The 18619-nt window shown below is 71.0% G+C and carries 16 protein-coding genes; 12 read left to right on the top strand and 4 right to left on the bottom strand.

Annotation, left to right across the window (positions count from 1 at the left end):
* Positions 1–1024 (top strand): aminotransferase class V-fold PLP-dependent enzyme (locus C1I93_RS17295; RefSeq protein ID WP_111244325.1); only part of this gene is annotated, 1024 nt, incomplete at its 5' end.
* Between the two features lie 134 nt (positions 1025–1158).
* Here the strand turns inward: C1I93_RS17295 and C1I93_RS17290 are convergent.
* Together C1I93_RS17290 and C1I93_RS17285 are read right to left on the bottom strand one after the other, a co-directional pair.
* Complete coding sequence (locus tag C1I93_RS17290; protein WP_111244322.1) at positions 1159–2058, bottom strand: SPFH domain-containing protein; 900 nt, start codon at positions 2056–2058, stop codon at positions 1159–1161.
* Between the two features lie 147 nt (positions 2059–2205).
* The gene (locus C1I93_RS17285; protein WP_111244321.1) at positions 2206–2796 is read right to left on the bottom strand and encodes a hypothetical protein; all 591 of its coding nucleotides are present in this window, start codon (positions 2794–2796) and stop codon (positions 2206–2208) included.
* A gap of 439 nt (positions 2797–3235) precedes the next feature.
* On the opposite strand from C1I93_RS17285, the gene C1I93_RS17280 reads away from it, so the two are divergent.
* The 3 genes from C1I93_RS17280 (at position 3236) to C1I93_RS17270 (ending at position 6255) form a co-directional block, all read left to right on the top strand.
* On the top strand, positions 3236–4798 hold the full coding sequence (locus tag C1I93_RS17280; RefSeq protein WP_111244324.1) for an MFS transporter: 1563 nt from the start codon (positions 3236–3238) through the stop codon (positions 4796–4798).
* Positions 4799–4817: 19 nt separating this feature from the next.
* On the top strand, positions 4818–5417 hold the full coding sequence (locus C1I93_RS17275; RefSeq protein ID WP_111244320.1) for a TetR/AcrR family transcriptional regulator: 600 nt from the start codon (positions 4818–4820) through the stop codon (positions 5415–5417).
* Positions 5418–5541: 124 nt separating this feature from the next.
* Entirely contained in the window at positions 5542–6255 is a 714-nt protein-coding gene (locus C1I93_RS17270; protein WP_111244319.1) for a DedA family protein, read from the top strand.
* Between the two features lie 34 nt (positions 6256–6289).
* Here C1I93_RS17270 and C1I93_RS17265 read toward each other — a convergent pair whose 3' ends face one another.
* Together C1I93_RS17265 and C1I93_RS17260 are read right to left on the bottom strand one after the other, a co-directional pair.
* The gene (locus tag C1I93_RS17265) at positions 6290–8209 is read right to left on the bottom strand and encodes a helix-turn-helix domain-containing protein (protein ID WP_111244318.1); all 1920 of its coding nucleotides are present in this window, start codon (positions 8207–8209) and stop codon (positions 6290–6292) included.
* Between the two features lie 14 nt (positions 8210–8223).
* Entirely contained in the window at positions 8224–9006 is a 783-nt protein-coding gene (locus tag C1I93_RS17260) for a 3-hydroxybutyrate dehydrogenase (protein ID WP_111244317.1), read from the bottom strand.
* 181 nt (positions 9007–9187) lie between these two features.
* Here C1I93_RS17260 and ruvC point away from each other — a divergent pair, with 181 nt between their 5' ends.
* The 8 genes from ruvC to C1I93_RS17220 all read left to right on the top strand — a co-directional run bounded on the left by ruvC (position 9188) and on the right by C1I93_RS17220 (position 18568).
* Complete coding sequence (gene ruvC, locus C1I93_RS17255) at positions 9188–9715, top strand: crossover junction endodeoxyribonuclease RuvC (protein WP_111244323.1); 528 nt, start codon at positions 9188–9190, stop codon at positions 9713–9715.
* The gene (gene ruvA, locus C1I93_RS17250) at positions 9712–10314 is read left to right on the top strand and encodes a Holliday junction branch migration protein RuvA (protein ID WP_111244316.1); all 603 of its coding nucleotides are present in this window, start codon (positions 9712–9714) and stop codon (positions 10312–10314) included. Before ruvC ends, ruvA begins: the two co-directional genes overlap by 4 nt.
* Positions 10311–11381, top strand: a complete 1071-nt coding sequence (gene ruvB, locus C1I93_RS17245; RefSeq protein WP_111244315.1) for a Holliday junction branch migration DNA helicase RuvB — start codon at positions 10311–10313, stop codon at positions 11379–11381. Before ruvA ends, ruvB begins: the two co-directional genes overlap by 4 nt.
* A 136-nt stretch (positions 11382–11517) precedes the next feature.
* Complete coding sequence (gene yajC, locus C1I93_RS17240) at positions 11518–11856, top strand: preprotein translocase subunit YajC (protein WP_181445210.1); 339 nt, start codon at positions 11518–11520, stop codon at positions 11854–11856.
* A 301-nt stretch (positions 11857–12157) separates the two neighbouring features.
* Positions 12158–14032: a protein translocase subunit SecD gene (secD, locus tag C1I93_RS17235; protein ID WP_111244313.1), complete on the top strand. Its 1875-nt coding sequence runs from the start codon at positions 12158–12160 to the stop codon at positions 14030–14032.
* Between the two features lies 1 nt (position 14033).
* A complete protein-coding gene (gene secF, locus C1I93_RS17230) occupies positions 14034–15251 on the top strand; it encodes a protein translocase subunit SecF (protein WP_111244312.1) in 1218 nt (405 codons plus the stop codon).
* Between the two features lie 103 nt (positions 15252–15354).
* Entirely contained in the window at positions 15355–15921 is a 567-nt protein-coding gene (locus tag C1I93_RS17225; RefSeq protein ID WP_111244311.1) for an adenine phosphoribosyltransferase, read from the top strand.
* 172 nt (positions 15922–16093) lie between these two features.
* Entirely contained in the window at positions 16094–18568 is a 2475-nt protein-coding gene (locus tag C1I93_RS17220; RefSeq protein WP_111244310.1) for a RelA/SpoT family protein, read from the top strand.
* The last annotated feature ends 51 nt before the right edge of the window (positions 18569–18619 follow it).

Genomic DNA, 18619 nt, shown 5'->3' with positions numbered 1-18619 from the left:
GGCGCAGAAGATGTGGCAGCCGCATCCGGGGTGGTTGAACACCGCCAGCTACGGGTTGCCCCCCGACCCGGCCTGGGAAGCGTTGCAGGAGGCCCTCGCCGGCTGGCGGGCGGGCCGCGGGGTGTGGGAAACCTGGAGTGAATCGGCCGACCGGTCCCGGGCCGCCTTCGCCCGGATCGTCGGCGTACCCACCGCCGACGTGTCGATCGGCGCATCCGTGTCCCAACTGTTGGCGCCGGTGGCCGCCTCGTTGCCCGCCGGTGCCCGGGTGGTGGTGCCCGAAGTCGAGTTCACCTCCAACCTCTTCCCCTGGCTGGTGCAGGAGAGCCGGGGCGTCCAGGTGCGTACCGTGCCGCTCGACGAGCTGGCGTCCTCGATCGACGCCGACACCGACCTGGTGGCGTTCAGCCTGGTGCAGTCCGCCGACGGCGCGCTGGCCGCGTACGACGACATCGTCGCGGCGGCCCGGGCGCACGGCGCGTTCGTCGCCGTCGACGCCACCCAGGCGTGCGGCTGGCTGCCGTTCGACGCCAGCCGCGCCGACGTGGTGGCCGTCGGCGGCTACAAGTGGCTGATGGGGCCCAGGGGCAGCGCCTTCGCCTACCTCGCCCCCGCGCTGCGGGACCGGATGCGACCGGACGCCGCCGGTTGGTACGCCGCTCCCGATCCGCACAGCTCCTACTACGGCCCACCGCTGCGGCTGGCCGACGACGCCCGCCGGTTCGACATCTCGCCGGCCTGGTTCAACTGGGTCGGTTCCGCCCCGGCTCTGGAACTGCTGCTGGAGATCGGAGTGCCAGCGGTGCACGCGTACGACGTGGCGCTGGCGAACCGGTTCCTGGCGGGACTGGGGCAACCGCCCGGGCAGAGCGCGATCGTCAGCGTGGAGGTGCCCGGCGCGCAGGAGAAACTCGCACGAGCCGGGGTCCGGGCGGCAGTCCGCGCCGGCCGGGTCCGAGCCGCCTTCCACCTCTACACCACCGAAGACGACGTAAACCTCGCCCTCAACGCCCTGACCAGTTGAAAGGAGGGGCCCCCTGTTAACGCCTCAGGTAGAGCAGGGGCCCCTTATTAACATCGCCGCGCCGCTGCACGCCGCGCATCGCCGCGCCGCCGCACGCCGCGCCGTAGGGCTGCGGGGTGCGGCGGCGGGGGTGGTCACTTGCCGGTGCCGGTGATGATGCCGGGGTTGATGCACAGTCCTGGCGCGCTGCCGTTCTTCTCGGAGATCTCCAGACAGCGGGTCACCTTGTCCACCTTGGCGTTGGTCTCGGTGATCTGCTTCTGGATCTCGGCGTTGCGGCGGTCCTGTTCGAGGTTGCGGGTCTGGGCGAGCTTGTCCTGGAACGCCTTGATGTTGCCCTCGGTCTTGTCGTCATGGTTGACCCGGGTGATGGTGACCGACAGGATGTCCACGTCGTCGGCGAGGCGGCTCTCGGCGTTGGTCTTGATGCTCTCCGAGAAGGGCTTGAGGTCGACGTTGAGGTTGCCGGTCTTCGCGTCGATCCGCTCCAGCGGGTTGTACGCGGTGAACGCGTCGTTGACCGCGCTGTCGAGCTGTACGCCGACCCGCTGGCCGCGGAAGCTCTCGAAGTCGCCTTTGTAGTCCATGAACTGCTTCGGCGCGTTCTCGGGGCGGACCTGCCACTCGACAAGCACCTCGACGCAGGCGTCGGCGAGCGTGCCGGTACGCACACGTACGCAGTTGGTGTCACCGATGTGGTCGTACTTCTGCCGCCCGGCGTCCCATTCGCCGACCCGCTGCCAGGGCGCGACCCATTTCAGGCCGGAGCCGGTCACCTCGCCTGTCGGTTTGCCGAAGCTGGTGACGATTCCGACCGAGCGGATCGGCACCGAGTGGGCGCTCGACGCGACCGTGAGCATGAGGGTCGCGAGCAGAGCGGCGGCGGCCGCCAGGGCCGCGCCCTGACGCACGCTTCGGCCAGCGGAGCGGGAACCCGGTTGGCTGTGGCGAGTTGGCGAGCTGAGCAGAGTGACAGCGAACGCGAGGGCCGCGACGGCGGCGGTGACCATCGCGAGTATGAAACCGAAGGGCATGAGCGCCGAACCTTCCAGGGATGACCTGCTGAGTTGATCATCAACATAGCCGCCCGAGGCAAAGGAGGGTTCGACGCCTGCGTCGAGGGGTCGAGACGTGAGAAGGCCGGCACCCTTTCCGGGTGCCGGCCAACAGTTCACGCGTGGTCAGCTGTTCCAGTGCTGGGTGACCAGGTCGGCGGCCTGCTGTTCCCACTGGGCGTAGTGGTCGGGGTAGGCCGAGACCTGCACGGTCTGCGCGGCCTGGGTCAGCGGCATGTCCTGCCAGCCGTCGACCTGCTTCAAACCCTTCAGGAACGCGGTGGTGGAGTACTCGGGGTCGGTGATCTGCTCCACCGTGCCCCAGCCGCTGGACGGACGCTGCTGGAACAGACCCTGCGAGTCGTGGTCGTTGCGGTCACCCAGGTGGCCCAGGTTCTCCAGCTTCGACTCCTGCAACGCGGTGGCGATGGAGACGACCGCGGGGCGCTCGTCCATGCCGGCCTTCTTCGTGGCGGCGATGATCGCCTTGACGTTGGCGGTCTGCTCGGCGTCCAGATCGATACGCGACTGCTCGCCCTGCACGCCATGCGGGACCAGCCTGCTGGTGTCGGGCTTGTCGGCCCGCACGGCCACGGCGATCGGGTCACCGCTGGCCGGGGTGGTGTCGACAGCCTCGTTCAGGGGGCCGGCAGCCAGACCACCGGCAACAGCCAGACCAGCGATACCCAGCACGCTCTTACGGAAGATCGTGTTCATGACGAAGCTCCATTCGGGGGTCGGCGCACACCACCAACGGGGGGTCGGCGCGGCATGCGCAAGCACCGTCCGGCGCTCAAGAACAAGAAGAGGGGGTCTCTCCGGCGTGCGGGGCGGAGGTGGCCACTTCGCGACGCCGGGACCAGGTGTAACGACTGGCCGGGGGCGATGATTCCCGGGGGACGGTGCCGGGGGGTCGGCACCCGGGGCCCTGTTCGGTCAGCCACCCGATACAACGCCGCTCGGCGGCCCGCCATTCCGAGACCGGGCTCGGGATATCGGGCATACCGCCCAAGGGTGACCACGGGCAGGTCAGCGTCGCCGGCTGGGGTGACGGCCGTCACATACGATACGAAACGGTTCCGTATCGTAAATGCGGCACCTAGGCTCAGGGGGCAATTACGGACTGGGTCGTATCGAAAACCGGGGAGTGTCGGAGATGCCGCCGAACGAGAACACCGGACACCCGAGGAGATGGGCGATCCTCGGCGTGCTGGTGATCAGCCTGCTCGTGGTCGTGCTGGACAACACCATCCTCAACGTCGCGTTGCGTACCCTCGCCGACCCGGTCCGGGGACTCGGGGCCACGCAGGGCGAGCTGGAGTGGTCGATCAACTCGTACACCCTGGTTTTCGCCGGGTTGCTCTTCACCTGCGGGGTGCTCGGTGACCGGGTCGGACGGCGCCGGACGCTGCTGGTCGGGCTGGTGCTCTTCGGCCTGGCGTCGCTGCTCTCGTCGTACGCCCAGAGCCCGGCCCAGCTCATCGCGGCCCGCGCGCTGATGGGGATCGGCGGCGCGGCCATCATGCCGGCCACCCTCTCGATCATCTCCAACGTCTTCGACCCCCGGGAGCGGGGGCGGGCCATCGGGGTGTGGGCCGGCGCGGTCGGGTTGGCCGTGGCGATCGGTCCGGTGCTCGGCGGCCTGCTGCTGGAGCACTTCTGGTGGGGCTCGGTCTTCCTGATCAACGTGCCGGTCGTGGTGCTCGGCGTGCTGCTGGTGGCGGTGCTGGTGCCCGAGTCGCGGGATCCGTCGCCGGGCCGCATCGACGTGTTCGGCGTACTGCTCTCGGTGGTCGGCCTGGTCGCCCTGACCTACGGCATCATCGACGGCGGCGAGCACGGCTTCGGTCGGCCGCTGGTCTGGGTGGCGATCCTCGGCGGCGTCGCGGTGCTGGCCTGGTTCATCGCGTACGAGCGGCGCAGCAGTCACCCGTCGCTCGACGTGGGCCTGTTCCGGATGCCGCGCTTCGCCGCGCCGGTGGCACTGATCGGGCTGGTCTTCTTCGCCGCCATGGGCGTGATGTTCTTCAGCTCGTTCTACCTGCAACTGGTGCGCGGCTACAGCCCGCTGCAGACCGGCCTGCTCTTCGTGCCGTTCGCGGTCTCCCAACTCGTCTTCGCCCCGCGCAGCGCCCTGATGGTGCGCCGCTACGGTGCCCGGACGGTCGCGGTGGTGGGGCTGGTGCTGACCGCGGTGTCGATGGCCGCGTTCGCCTTCGTGGACGCGGCCACCCCGATCTGGGTGGTGCTCGTGGTCTTCTTCCTCCTGGGCACCGGGATGGCGAACATCATGCCGCCCGCCACCGAGTCGATCATGTCTGCGTTGCCTCGGGAGAAGGCAGGTGTGGGTTCCGCGGTCAGCAACACCATCCGCCAGGTGGCCGCCGCGCTCGGGGTGGCGGTGATCGGCTCGGTGCTGGCCGCGGGCTACCGCTCCGGCATCGACCCGACCCTGGCCGACCTGCCGGCGGCGGCGCGCGAGGGGGCCGGCGAGTCGATCGCCGGCGCGTACGCTGCCGCCGGGCAGCTCGGACCGGCGGCGCCGGCCCTGCTCGCGGCGGCCGACGACGCCTTCATCTCGGCGATGCACCTCGCGGCGGTGATTGCCGCGCTGGTCGCGGCGGCCGGCATCCTGGTGGCGCTGCGGTGGTTGCCGGGCCGCACCGCCACCGGCGCGTCGGCCACACTGGGGGAGCCCGAGTTGGCCGTTGCGTCCTGACATCGGCGAGAATGGCGAGATGACAGGTACGACGGATGCTCCGCGGTCGCCCGGACGGCCGCGGAGCACCCGTGCGGCCGAGGCGATCATCGAAGCCACGCTGGACCTGCTCGCGGAGGGCAGCACGATCGAGGCGATCTCGATGGAGGCGATCGCCGCGCGGGCCGGGGTCGGCAAGGCCACCATCTACCGCCGCTGGCCGGGCAAGGACGCGCTGCTGCGTGACGCCCTGCGTACGCTCAAGGGCGCCCCGCCGCAGCCCACCGGACACTCCGTCCGGGAGGATCTGATCCTGCTCGTCGGTGCGATCGGACACACCATCGACCCGCGGGCGGCGAAGATCATGCCGTGTCTGTTGCCCGAGGCGCAGCGCAGCCCCGAGCACTACGCGCTCTGCCAAAGCATCATCGAACCCCGCCGGGCGGTGATGCGTGAGGTGCTGCGTCGGGGGGTGCGCAGCGGTGAACTCCGGGCCGACCTCGACATCGAGGTGACCATGGCGATGCTCACCGGCCCGATGCTCATCCAGCGGGTGCTGAACTGGAACCCGGACCTGGACGAGACGACCATGCCCGAGAAGGTCGTCGACGGGGTGCTGACCGGGATCCGCGCGCACTGACCGACCACTGCCAGGCGCGGAGGATGCGGGTGGGCCGTCGCTGCCGCGCATGGGCCGTTGCCGCCGTAGACTACGGGCGTTCCGAGCCCGGGGGTGGCTCGCCGCAGTCATCGGAGGTCACGTCGTGTCGACGCCCGTCACCACCCTGGCTCTCGGGCCGGACTGGCTCTCCCCGGAACACCTGATCTCGACCTTCGGCCTGCTGGGCATCCTGGTTATCGTCTTCGCCGAGTCCGGCCTGTTGATCGGCTTCTTCCTGCCGGGTGACTCGCTGCTGTTCACCACCGGGCTGCTGGTTGCCGACGGACGCTACATCACCTATCCGTTGTGGCTGGTGTGCCTGCTCATCACCATCGCCGCGATCGTCGGCGACCAGGTGGGTTACCTGTTCGGCCGCAAGGTCGGGCCGGCGCTGTTCCGCCGCCCGAACTCGCGGCTGTTCAAACAGGAGAACCTGCTCAAGGCGCACGACTTCTTCGAGAAGTACGGTGCCCGCTCGGTCGTGCTGGCGAGGTTCGTGCCGATCGTCCGCACCTTCACCCCGATCGTCGCCGGGGTCAGCCGGATGAACTACCGCACCTTCGTCACCTACAACATCATCGGCGGTGTCCTCTGGGGCACCGGGGTGACGGTGCTCGGCTACTTCCTCGGCCAGATCCCCTTCGTCAAGGCGAACATCGAGTTCATCCTGATCGCCATCGTGGGCATCTCGGTCCTCCCGATCGCGGTGGAACTGCTCCGGGCCCGCATCGCCGCCAAGCGGGGCGTCACCCCGCAGGAACGCGCGGCGGCCGAGGCGGCCATCCGGGAGACCCGCGAGCACTACGGCAAACACTGAGCGCGGGGCCGCGCCGCCGATCCGGTGCGCGGGCTCAGACCTCGGCGGTACGCAGCCGGTGCAGGCGCAGGGCGAGCTGCACCTCCAGGGCGCGCTCCGGGCGCTGCCAGTCGGCGCCGAGCAGCTGACCGACCCGTTCCAGCCGCTGGGTCACCGTGTTCACGTGCACGTGCAACTGCTCGGCGGCCCGGGCCAGGCTGCCGCCCACCCCGAAGTACGCCTCCAGCGTCCGCACCAGGGCGGTGCCCCGCCGGGCGTCGTACTCGATCACCGGGCCCAGGGTGCTGGTGAGGAACCGGCGTACGTCGGCGTCCCCGCCGCCGTCGACGGTGCCCAGCAGCAGCCCGACGAAGCCCAGCTCGACGGTGCTCGCCCCCTGCCCGGCCCGACCCAACGCGCCGAGCGCGGTCAGGCAGCGGTCGGCCTCCCGGAACGCGGTGGCCAGTGACGCCGGGCCGGTGGAGGGGCCGCTGGCACCGGCGGTCACCGGCCGTCCGGTGATCCGGGCCAGGTCCCGGGACACCGCGCGGGCGCTGCCACCGGCGTCCTGCCCGGGCAGCATCAGCGCCACCCGGCCGTCACGCGCCGCGGCCAGCCCGCCCCGGGCCGAGGCGTACGTGGTGGCCCAGGAGAGCACCCGCTGGCGGGCCGACCCGGTCGCCGCGATGGCGTCCTCGCCCACGGCCACCAGCACGTGCGGGGCGTCCAGGTCCACGCCGAGGCGGCGGGCCCGGCTGCGCAGGGCGTCGGTGTCGCGCAGCGGCCGGGCGATCAGGTCGTCGAGCAACTCGCCCCGGACCCGCCCCTCGGCCTCGGCGACGGTCCGCCGGAACAGCAGCAGCAGCGCGGTCACCAGGGCGGCCCGCTCCAGGATCCGTTGGTCGGCGTCGGCCAGCTCGTCCTCCGGGTGCAGCACCAGCGCGCCCAGGTTCTCCGCGCCGGCCACCACCGCGGCGTACCACAGCGCACCCCGGCGTACGCTGCGCCCTTCGGTCCGGGACGCGGCGACCGCCTCGACGATGTCCGTCCGGTCCGGCTCGTCGATCTCGCCGACCCGGGCCAGCCGCCGGCCCTCGGCGTCCAACGCCAACAGCGACCCGCCCAGCACGTCGGTCACCGCCGCGGTCACGTCCTCCACCCCGCCGCCGCGCAGCACCAGCGCGGTCATCCGGTCGTGTGCCGCCGCGGCCCGCTCCACCGAGCTGCTGTGCGCCCGGATCGTGGTGTTGGCGGCGGAGAGTTCCGCGAGCGCCGCCTGGGTCTCGGCGAGCAGCCGCGCCGTGTCGATCGCCACGGCGGCGTGCGCGGCCAGCGAGAGCAGCAGCGCCACCTCCTCGCGGGCGAACGGCCGGGCCGAACGGTTCGCCGCGTAGAGCACGCCGATGCTGGTGGAGCCGAGCCGCAGCGGCACCCCGAGGATGGCCACCAGCCCTTCCTCGCCCACCCCGGCGTCGATCTCCCGGGTGTGGTGGAACCGCTCGTCCTGCGGGTAGTTCGCGGTCACGTACGGCGCCCCCGACTGGGCCACCAGACCGCCGAGACCGGCACCCATGGGCAGCCGCAGCTGCTGGAACCGGGCCGAGACCGAGCCGTCGGTCACCCGCATGTAGGTGTCGCCACGCTCGGCGTCGTTGAGGGTCATGTAGGCCACGTCGGCGCCGAGCAGGTGCCGGGCCCGGTGCACGATCGCCCGCAGCACGTCGTCCAGGTCCCGCAGCCCGGCCAGGTCGCTGACCGTGTCGTACAGGCCGGAGAGTTCGCTCTCCCGACGGCGGCGGCGCTCCAGCAGCGCGCGGACCCGCAGCGCCACCGTCTTGGCCCGCTCCAGCTCGGCGATCCGGTCGGCGGGCAGCCCGGCGGCCCGGGCGGCGACCAGCGGACCCTCGAACTCGACCGCGGCGGCCTCCCGGGCGAGCAGTTCCAGGAACTCCACCGGCGACGACATGACCGACATTGTGCGGGGGGACACTAGTTCGCCGTCCAGCCCCCGTCGAGTGCGATCGAGGCGCCGGTGAGGAACGCGGCGGGCGGCGAGCAGAGGTAGGCCAGCAGTTCCGCCACCTCCTCGGGTTCGATCAGACGCTTGATCGCCGCCCGGGCCAGCATGATCTTTTCGATCACCTCGGTCTCCGGGATGCCGTGGGTGGCCGCCTGGTCGGCGATCTGGCTCTCCACCAGCGCGGTACGCACGTAGGCCGGGTTGATGCAGTTGGCGGTGACGCCGTGCGCCGCGCCCTCCAACGCGACCACCTTGGACAGTCCCTCCAACGCGTGCTTGGCCGAGACGTAGGCGGCCTTGTAGGGCGAGGCACGTAGCCCATGCACCGAGGAGATGTTGACGATCCGGCCCCAGCCGCGCGCGTACATGTGCGGCAACGCCCGCCGGATCAGCCGGAACGGCGCCTCGACCATCACTCGCTGGAGGTGCGTGAATCGTTCGACCGGGAACTCCGGTACCGGGGCCACGTGCTGGAGACCGGCGTTGTTGACCACGATGTCCACGTCGACGTCGAGCCGGTCCACCGCCGCCGGGTCGGCCAGGTCCACCCCCTCGGCCCGGCCACCGGCCGCGGCGGCCACCAGCTCGGCCGCCGCCACGTTGCGGTCGACCACCAGCACGCTCGCGCCGGCTGCGGCCAGCCGCAGCGCGCAGGCCCGGCCGATGCCGCTGCCGCCGCCGGTCACCAGGGCGGTACGACCAGCGAGGTCGACGTTCACGACGTGGGGGACCGCCACGGGTTCTGCCGTCATGGGGCATGAAGTTACGAGCTGTGTGGCCGGGCGCACATGGGGTCGCGGCACATACCCGTACCGGATGGTGTGGGCGGTGTGGACACCCGGCGGCGGTGGGCGTGTCCCGGAGCGCGACGATCCGATGGGATCGGTAGGGTGTCGAACACATGTGCGGCCCGGCGGTGGGGAGGTGGGGCGGGTGCGGGTGCTCGGCGTCGACCCGGGGCTGACCAGGTGTGGGGTCGGCGTGGTCGAGGGAGTGCCCGGGCGTCCCTGCACGCTCGTCGCCTACTACGTGATCTACACCGACCCCGCCGACGAGTTGCCGACCCGTCTGCTGCACCTGGACCGCTCCCTCACCGACCTGGTGGCCGAGCACCAACCGGAGAGCGTCGCGGTGGAGCGGGTGTTCAGCCAGCACAACGTGCGTACGGTGATGGGCACCGCCCAGGCCAGCGGGATCGCCGTGCTCGCCGGGGCGCGCGCCGGGCTGCCGGTGCAGACGTACACCCCGAGCGAGGTCAAGGCGGCGGTGACCGGTTCCGGCCAGGCGGACAAGGCGCAGATGACCGCGATGGTGACCCGGCTGCTGCGGCTGGCCGAGCCGCCGCGCCCGGCCGACGCCGCGGACGCCCTGGCGCTCGCCATCTGTCACGTCTGGCGCGGTGGCACCCGATCCAAGCTGGCCGCCGCCGCGGACCGGGTGAGACGAGGAGGAGCGAGATGATCGCCAGTGTGCGTGGCGTGGTGACCGCCACCGGTCCGGACCACGCGGTGATCGAGGTCGGTGGGGTCGGCCTGGCCGTGCAGTGCGCCCCCGGCACCATCGCCGACCTGCGGATCGGCCAGTCGGCGCGGCTGGCCACCAGCCTGGTGGTCCGGGAGGACTCACTCACCCTCTACGGCTTTGCCGACGACGACGCCAAGGCGCTGTTCGAGCTGTTGCAGACCGCCAGCGGGGTCGGTCCCCGGCTGGCCCAGGCGGTGCTCGCCGTGCACACCCCGGATGCGGTACGCAAGGCCATCGCCAACGCCGACACCGCCGCCCTGACCCGGGTGCCGGGGATCGGCAAGAAGGGCGCCGAGCGGCTGGTGCTGGAGCTGCGCGACCGGATCGGCCCGGTGCCGGTCGGCGCCGACGGCGCGGCCGGGGTCACCGGCGGCGCCTGGCCCGAGCAGGTGCGCCAGGCGCTGATCGGGCTCGGCTGGACGGCCGGGCAGGCCGACCAGGCGGTGGCCGCCGTGGCGGAGACCGTCGACGGCCCCACCCCGCCGGTGCCGGTGCTGCTCAAGCAGGCCATCCGGCTGCTGGGCCGGACCCGATGAGCGCACCGGACGGCAACCTGGTCTCGGCGTACGTCAGCGAGGCGGAACGCGACGCGGAGGTGAGCGTCCGGCCGAAACGGCTCGACGAGTTCATCGCCCAGCACCGGGTCCGCGACCAGCTCGACCTGCTGTTGCAGGGCGCGATGCGGCGTGGCTCGCCGCCCGACCACATCCTGCTCTCCGGGCCGCCGGGCCTCGGCAAGACGACGCTCGCCAACATCGTCGCCGCCGAGCTGGGCACCGGCATCCGGGTGACCAGCGGCCCGGCCATCGAACGCTCCGGCGACCTGGCCGCGATCCTGACCAGCCTCGCCGAGGGCGACGTGCTCTTCATCGACGAGATTCACCGCATCGCCCGGCCGGCGGAGGAGTTGCTCTACAGCGCGATGGAGGACTTCCGGGTCGACGTGGTGGTCGGCAAGGGGCCCGGCGCCACCGCCATCCCGCTGGACGTCGAGCCGTTCACCCTGGTCGGTGCGACCACCCGGTCCGGTCTGCTGACCGGGCCGATGCGGGACCGCTTCGGTTTCGTCGCGCACCTGGACTTCTACGCCCCCGCCGAGTTGGAGGTGCTGCTGCGGCGCTCGGCGCGCATCCTCGGCGTACCGATCACCGACGAGGGGTCGGCGGAGATCGCCGGCCGGTCCCGGGGCACGCCCCGGATCGCCAACCGCCTGCTGCGCCGGGTGCGGGACTTCGCCGAGGTACGCGCCGACGGCGTGGTCACCGTGGAGACCGCCCGCGCGGCGCTGACCGTGTACGACGTGGACGCGCTCGGGCTCGACCGGCTGGACCGGGCGGTGCTGACGGCGCTTGTCGACTCGTTCCGGGGTGGTCCGGTGGGCCTGTCCACCCTGGCGGTGGCGGTGGGGGAGCAGCCGGACACGGTCGAGGAGGTCTGCGAGCCCTTCCTGGTGCGGGCCGGTCTGCTGGCCCGTACGCCGCGCGGCCGAGTGGCCACCGAGGCAGCCTGGCACCATCTCGGGCGTAAGCCGCCAAATGGTACATTCGGCCTTGAAGCTCCTTCCGCGCCCGATCTCTTCTCGATGGACACCGATGAGCCGTGACCTGTTCGTGATCTGCGCCGCATTCGGCGTTCCCAGACAGAGCGACTAGACTCGCCGCGGTCTGTACAGGATGTGAAAATCCGCCTCCGCTCCGACGTTCACATGTCGGCGGAGGCCAATGGGAAGGTCGACAACCGTGCTCTACGCAGCAGAAGGCAGCGGAGCGGGCAGCATCACCCCGATCCTCATGATCGCGCTGCTCTTCGGCGTCATGTACTTCATGATGATCCGCCCCCAGCAGAAGCGCCGCCGCGAGGCCGAGGCGATGCAGTCCGGTCTCTCCGCCGGCGACGAGGTGGTCACCATCGGCGGGCTGTACGGCACGGTCACCGGCGTCGAGGACGACAGTGTCCTGCTCGAAGTCGCTCCCGGAGTGCAGACCCGCTACGCCCGCCCGGCCATCGCCCGGGTCGTCACCAAGGCGGAGCAGCCCGTCGAGTCGGCGGCCGAGGAGACCGACGCCGTCAAGGAGTAAGCACCGCGCCCACCCGGTCGGCGGCTCGACCGGGTGGGACTGGCCCGCACGCGTCCCCGGGCGGGTGAGCGCCGAAAGCGCGCGGTGGGAAACAACTGGATAGCAGGCCGACGCCGGGCGTCGGCGCGCCGGCTCGCCTCCGGTCCACGCGCCCGCGTCGACCACCCAAGGCGGCGGCGTCAGCCCCGGGCGCCGTCGGACAGGCAGATCGTCGGCCGAAACGCCGGCCGACCCGCCGCCGCGCCGCGGCGGCGCGACCGTACAGGGAGACAGGACAGCCGTGGCACCACCTCAGGGACAGATGCGCCCGGGACGGCAGTTGGCCGTCCTCGCGGGCATCTTCGTCGTCCTCTACCTTTTGGTGTTCTTCTCGGGCGGTGCCAGCGGTGGCTGGAAGGACCGGCTCGAACCCCGTCTCGGTCTCGACCTCGTCGGCGGCACCCGGATGACGCTGGAGGCGACGAACACCGCCGACGGCCGGGCCCCGACGGCGGAGAACCTGGAGCGCGCGCGCCAGATCATCGAGAGCCGGGTCAACGGGTACGGCGTGGCCGAGGCCGAGGTGGTCACCGAGGGCGACCGCAACATCGTCGTCTCCCTGCCCGGCGAGAACCGCGACCTCACCGAGGTCGGCACCGCCGCCGAGCTGAGGTTCCGCAAAGTTCTGAAGATCGCCGACGGCAGCGGCACCATCCCGTCGCCCGCGCCCAGCCCGGCCGACAGCGCCGAGCCGACCCCGTCGGGCAGCGCGGCTCCCTCGGGCAGCGCCAGCCCCACCCCGAACGCCGAGGCCAGCGCCTCGCCGTCGGGTGGTCAGGGTGGCGGCGCGCCCACCCCCAGCGCCACGCCGAGCGCCGCTGCGACGCCGAGCGCGTCGCCGAGCGCCAGCGAGGAGCCGGTGCCGCAGAGCATCGAGGAGCAGCGCCGGGCGGTCGAGCAGAAGGTGGGCGCGGAGGCATGGGCCGCGGCCAACGGCCTGCAGGCACCTGCCGACCTGAGCGCCGACCCGACGCTCGCCGAGAAGCTCAAGCCCTTCGCCGAGCTGACCGGACGCGAGGTGGCGGCGTTGCCGGCGCAGATGCAGTTCAACGTGCCGACCATCGGCTGCGTCCAGCTCGACGAACGACCCGCAGGCTCCATCTCCAACCCCGACGATCAGGTCGTCGCCTGTGAGGGCGGCTACGCGAAGAACCTGCTGGACGTGGCGAAGGTGCAGGGCACCGACGTCTCCGACGCCAATGCGGTGCGCGACCAGACCAGCCAGTGGGTCGTCAGCCTCAACTTCACCAGCTCGGGTCAGGACAAGTGGACCGCGCTGACCCGGGAGGCGTTCAACAACGAGGGCCAGGCATGTGACGCCTCGGCGCTCGGCGACGAGGGCAAGTGCCGCGTCGCGGTGGTGCTGGACAACGAGATCATCTCGTCTCCGCAGATCCAGGGTGTCCTCACCGGCAACTCGCAGATCACCGGCAACTTCAGCAACGCCGAGGCCGCCGAACTGGCCGGTTACCTGAGCTACGGTGCCCTGCCGGTCACCTTCGAACCGCAGGAGCAGCAGAACGTCACCGCCACCCTGGGCGAGAGCCACCTGCGGGCCGGTCTGCTCGCGGCCGGCATCGGCATGCTGCTGGTCATCATCTACTCGTTCTTCTACTACCGGCTGCTCGGCTCGGTGATCTTCGCGAGCCTGGTGCTCTCCGCCCTGCTGCTCTTCGGTGCCCTGGTGCTGCTCGGCCGGCAGATCGGCTTCACGCTCACCCTCGCCGGCATCGCCGGCATCATCGTCTCGCTGGGTGTGGCGGCGGACTCGTTCGTCATCTACTTCGAACGGCTCAAGGACGAGATCCGCGAGGGCCGCAGCCCGCGCAGCGCGGTCTCCCGCGCCTGGGTCCGGGCCCGCCGGACGATCATCTCGGCAAACGCCATCACCATCATGTCGGCAGTGGTGCTCTACCTGGTCTCGGTCGGCACGGTCAAGGGCTTCGCCTTCGCCCTCGGCCTGGCCACCGTGCTGGACCTGGTAGTGGTCTTCCTCTTCCGGCACCCGATGATGGCCATGCTCGCCCGCAGCCGGGCATTCCTGTCCCCGCGGGTCAGCGGTCTCGGCCGGGTGTTGCCGCCCCGGTCGGAACAGCAGGCACAGTCCCGCAACCCGCGCGTCGTCAAGGAGGCCTGAGATGGCCGCTGCTGAGAATTCTCTGGCAAGCCGCCTCTACCGGGGTGAGGCCGGCCTCAACATCGTCGGCCGGCGCAAGATGTGGTTCGCCGTGGCCGCCGTGCTGGTGCTGATCGCGCTGGGCAGCCTGCTCATCAAGGGGTTCAATCCCGGCATCGAGTTCGCCGGTGGCAACTCGTTCCAGATCCCCACCAGTGTCGGCACCATGGACACGGCGGAGAGCACCGCGAACGACGTGCTGGGCGCCGAGGGTGCCCGGGTGGTCACCACGCAGCAGGTCGGTGGTGGTGGCGGCGAGTTCTACGAGCTGCGGACCACGGAGCTCGACCCGGCACAGGCCGAGGCGGCCCGGCTCGCGATGGGCGAGCGGTTCGGCATCGACCCGGCACAGATCAGCGCCAACCGGGTCAGCGAGGCGTGGGGCAGCCAGGTGACCAACCGGGCCCTGCTCGGTCTGGTCATCTTCCTCGCCGTGGTGACCACGTACCTGGTCTTCCGGTTCGAGTGGCAGATGGCTGTCGCGGCCCTGTTCGCCCTGGTGATGAACCTGGTCCTCACCGCCGGCATCTACTCGATCGTCGGGTTCGAGGTCACCCCGTCGACGATCATCGGTTTCCTCACCATCCTGGGCTTCGCGCTCTACGACGTGGTGGTGGTCTTCGACAAGGTGCAGGAGAACACCAAGGGAATCACCGCGAACAACAACCAGACGTACGGCGAGGCGGCCAACCTGGCCGTCAACCAGAGCCTGATGCGTTCGCTGAACACCTCGGTGGTGGCGCTGCTCCCGGTCGGCGGCATCCTCTTCATCGGGGCCGGTCTGCTCGGCGCGGGCACCCTGAAGGACCTCGGCCTGGTGCTCTTCGTCGGTATGGCGATGGCGTTCCTCACCTCCATCCTGCTGGCCACTCCGCTGCTGGTGGTGCTGAAGAACCAGGACCCGCGGATCCAGGCGCACAACAAGCGGGTGGAGACCCGGCGGGGGGCGATCAGCCGCGGCGAGGTGCCGGCCGGCAAGAGCGGCAAGACCGCCCCGAGTCCGGCCGAGCCGGAGGACGAGGAGCACGACGAGCCGGAGCCCGCGGAGGGCGCTGCTCTGGCCGGCGCCGCCGCGCCCAAGGTGGGTTCCCGCCCGGCCGGCAAGCGCTCCGGCGGCGCCCGGGGTGGGCGTCCGCGCGGGGCCGGCGGCAACCGTCCGGGAGGCGGAAAGCGCCGCTGAGCGCACCGGGGACGACCCGGTAGGAACGGACCAGACGGCGTCCGGCATGCTGTGCGAGCAGCGCGCCGGACGCCGTCGACGTGTGAAGGGGAGCGGAACTGCCGTGACGGAGACCCACAGCACCGGAGTACGCGGAGACAGCGGCCCGGAGGCGGCCCGGCTGGTCGCCAGCCGGGTGCTCGACGTGCCCGACTTCCCCAAGCCGGGCGTCATGTTCAAGGACCTCATGCCGCTCTTCGCCGACGGCGACGCGTTCCGGGACGTGATCGACGGGATCATCGCGTACCACGGGCGGGACTCGTTCGACACAGTGGTCGGCATCGAGGCGCGCGGCTTCGTGATCGCGGCGGCCATCGCGTACGCCACCGGGGTCGGTGTGGTGCCGGTGCGCAAGGCCGGCAAGCTTCCCCGGCCCGCCTACGCCGCCTCCTACGCCCTGGAGTACGGCGAGGCCACCCTGGAGGTGCACCAGGACGCGTTCACCGCCGGGCACCGGGTGCTGGTGGTCGACGACGTGCTCGCCACCGGCGGCACCGCCGGAGCGACGCTCGATCTGGTGGAGCGGGCCGGTGGCACCATGGCCGGCTTCACCGTGCTGCTGGAACTTTCCTTCCTCGGCGGCCGGGAGCGGTTGGCGCCGCGTCCGGTGCATGCCCTGTTGACCGTTTGAGACGACGCCGCCACCGGGTGGAGCCGGCACGGGCCGTCCGGCGGAGCGGCAGGGCACCCCCGGTGCGGGTAGCATTGCCCATTGCTGAGACGGGCGGTGCCCGTCCGAGCGGCACGAGACCAGGCCGGCCGGTGGACGGTCGGTTCATTTCCGGCGATCGGTGAGGAGGCCGGTGTCCCACGATGTCGCCCCTCCGGTGGAGGGCACGGTGCACCCGACAGGCGACGCGGACGGCTCGGTGACCGATCGCAGCAGCGCCGCCCCGGCGTCGAGTGGCGGCTCCGGCGCGGTCCAGCCCAGCAACGATCTGGCCCGTACGGCCGTCGCCGCGGACGGCACCGCCGCCGACACCACCGGTGAGCCGTTGCCGAGCAGCGGCTTCGGCCTGTCCAACGCGCCCACCGGCCGCCGGGTCCGGGCACGGCTGGCACGGTTCAACGCGCCGTGGCAGTCGTCGCAGGTCAGCGAGGTGCTGGAGCCGCTGATCGCCTCACACCGGGAGAATCACCCCAAGGCCGACGCGCGGCTGTTGCAGCGCGCCTTCGACACCTCGGCGCGCTGGCACTCCGGGCAGTACCGCAAGTCCGGTGACCCGTACATCACCCACCCGCTCGCGGTGGCGACCATCCTGGCCAACCTGGGCATGGACACCACCACCCTGGTCGCCGCGCTGCTGCACGACACCATCGAGGACACCGAGTACACCCTCGACCAGATGCGCGCCGACTTCGGCGGCGAGGTCGCCCTGCTCGTCGACGGGGTCACCAAGCTGGACAAGGTCAAGCTCGGTGACGCGGCCAAGGCCGAGACGATCCGCAAGATGGTGGTGGCCATGGCCAAGGACCCGCGGGTCCTGGTGATCAAGCTGGCCGACCGGCTGCACAACATGCGTACGCTCTCCTTCCTGCCCGCGCCGAAGCGGGAGCAGAAGGCCAAGGAGACGCTGGAGATCCTCGCCCCGCTGGCCCACCGCCTGGGTATGAACACCATCAAGTGGGAGCTTGAGGATCTCGCGTTCGGGACGCTGTTCCCGAAGCGGTTCGAGGAGATCAACAGGCTGATCGGGGAGCACCAGCCGCAGCGGGAGGCGCTGCTGCGGCAGGTGACGCAGAAGGTCCAGACCGACCTGAAGGCCGCCAAGATCAAGGCGGAGACCACCGGTCGGCCGAAGCACCTCTACTCGATCTACCAGAAGATGATCGTGCGGGGTCGGGACTTCAACGACATCTACGACCTGGTGGGTGTGCGGATCCTGGTCGACACGGTGCGGGACTGCTACGCGGCGTTGGGCGTGATCCACGCGAACTGGCAGCCGGTGCCGGGCCGGTTCAAGGACTACATCGCGATGCCCAAGTTCAACATGTACCAGTCGTTGCACACCACGGTGATCGGGCCGACCGGCAAGCCGGTGGAGATGCAGATCCGCACGTACGCGATGCACCGGACGGCGGAGTTCGGCATCGCGGCGCACTGGAAGTACAAGGAGCACAAGGGCACCCAGATCGTCGGCCCGCCGGCGCACATCGACGAGATGACCTGGCTGCGGCAGCTGCTGGACTGGCAGCGGGAGGCGGCCGACCCGAGCGAGTTCCTGGACGCGCTGCGGTTCGACCTGTCCAGCCAGGAGGTGTACGTCTTCACCCCCAAGGGTGACGTCATCCCGCTGCCGACCGGGTCGACGCCTGTCGACTTCGCGTACGCGGTGCACACCGAGGTCGGGCACAAGTGCATCGGCGCGCGGGTCAACGGCAAGCTGGTGCCGCTGGAGTCGACGCTGTCCAACGGCGACGTGATCGAGATCTTCACGTCGAAGTCCGAGACGGCCGGCCCGACGCAGGACTGGTTGGGCTTCGTCAAGAGCCCCCGGGCGCGCACGAAGATCCGACAATATTTCAACAAGGAGCGTCGCGAGGAGGCGATCGAGGAGGGCAAGGACGCGATCGTCAAGGCGATGCGCAAGCAGGGCATGCCGTTGCAGCGGATGCTCACCTCCGACAACCTGATGGCGATCGCCCGGGACCTGCACCTGGCCGACGTCGCCTCGCTGTACGCGGCAGTCGGCGACAGTCAGGTCTCCGCCCAGTCCGTGGTGCAGAAGCTGATGGCCACCTACGGTGGCGAGGAGGGCGCGGCCGAGGACATCGCCGAGACCGCCGTGGCCACCCGGCCGCCGCGCAGCCGGGCCAACAGCCACGACCCGGGTGTGGTGGTCCGTGGCGTCAGCGACGTGTGGATCAAGCTGGCCCGCTGCTGCACCCCGGTCCCGCCGGACTCGGTCTTCGGCTTCGTGACCCGCTCCGGCGGGGTGAGTGTGCACCGCGACGACTGCGCCAACGCCGAGGACCTGCGCGCCCAGGGTGAACGGGTGGTCGAGGTGAACTGGAAGCTCACCTCCGCCTCCACCTTCCTGGTTGCCATCCAGGTGGAGGCGCTGGACCGGCACAAGCTGCTCGCCGACGTCACCCGGGTGCTCTCCGAGGAGCGGGTCAACATCCTCTCCGCCACCGTCACCACCACCCGCGACCGGGTGGCGGTGAGCCGGTTCAGCTTCGAGATGGCCGACCCGAAACACCTCGGCCACCTGCTCGCGGCCGTCCGCAAGGTCGACGGCGTCTTCGACGCCTACCGCGTAACCTCCGGCTCCTAACCCCTCCCCGCTCGCGCCCGCCCCAGCGGGCGCGAGCGGGGAGGGGTTAGG

This window comes from Micromonospora endophytica, assembly GCF_003236305.1.
GTDB lineage: Bacteria > Actinomycetota > Actinomycetes > Mycobacteriales > Micromonosporaceae > Micromonospora > Micromonospora endophytica.
Note: the sequence above shows the minus strand (reverse complement) of the source record. Positions and strands in the feature narration are given on the sequence as shown.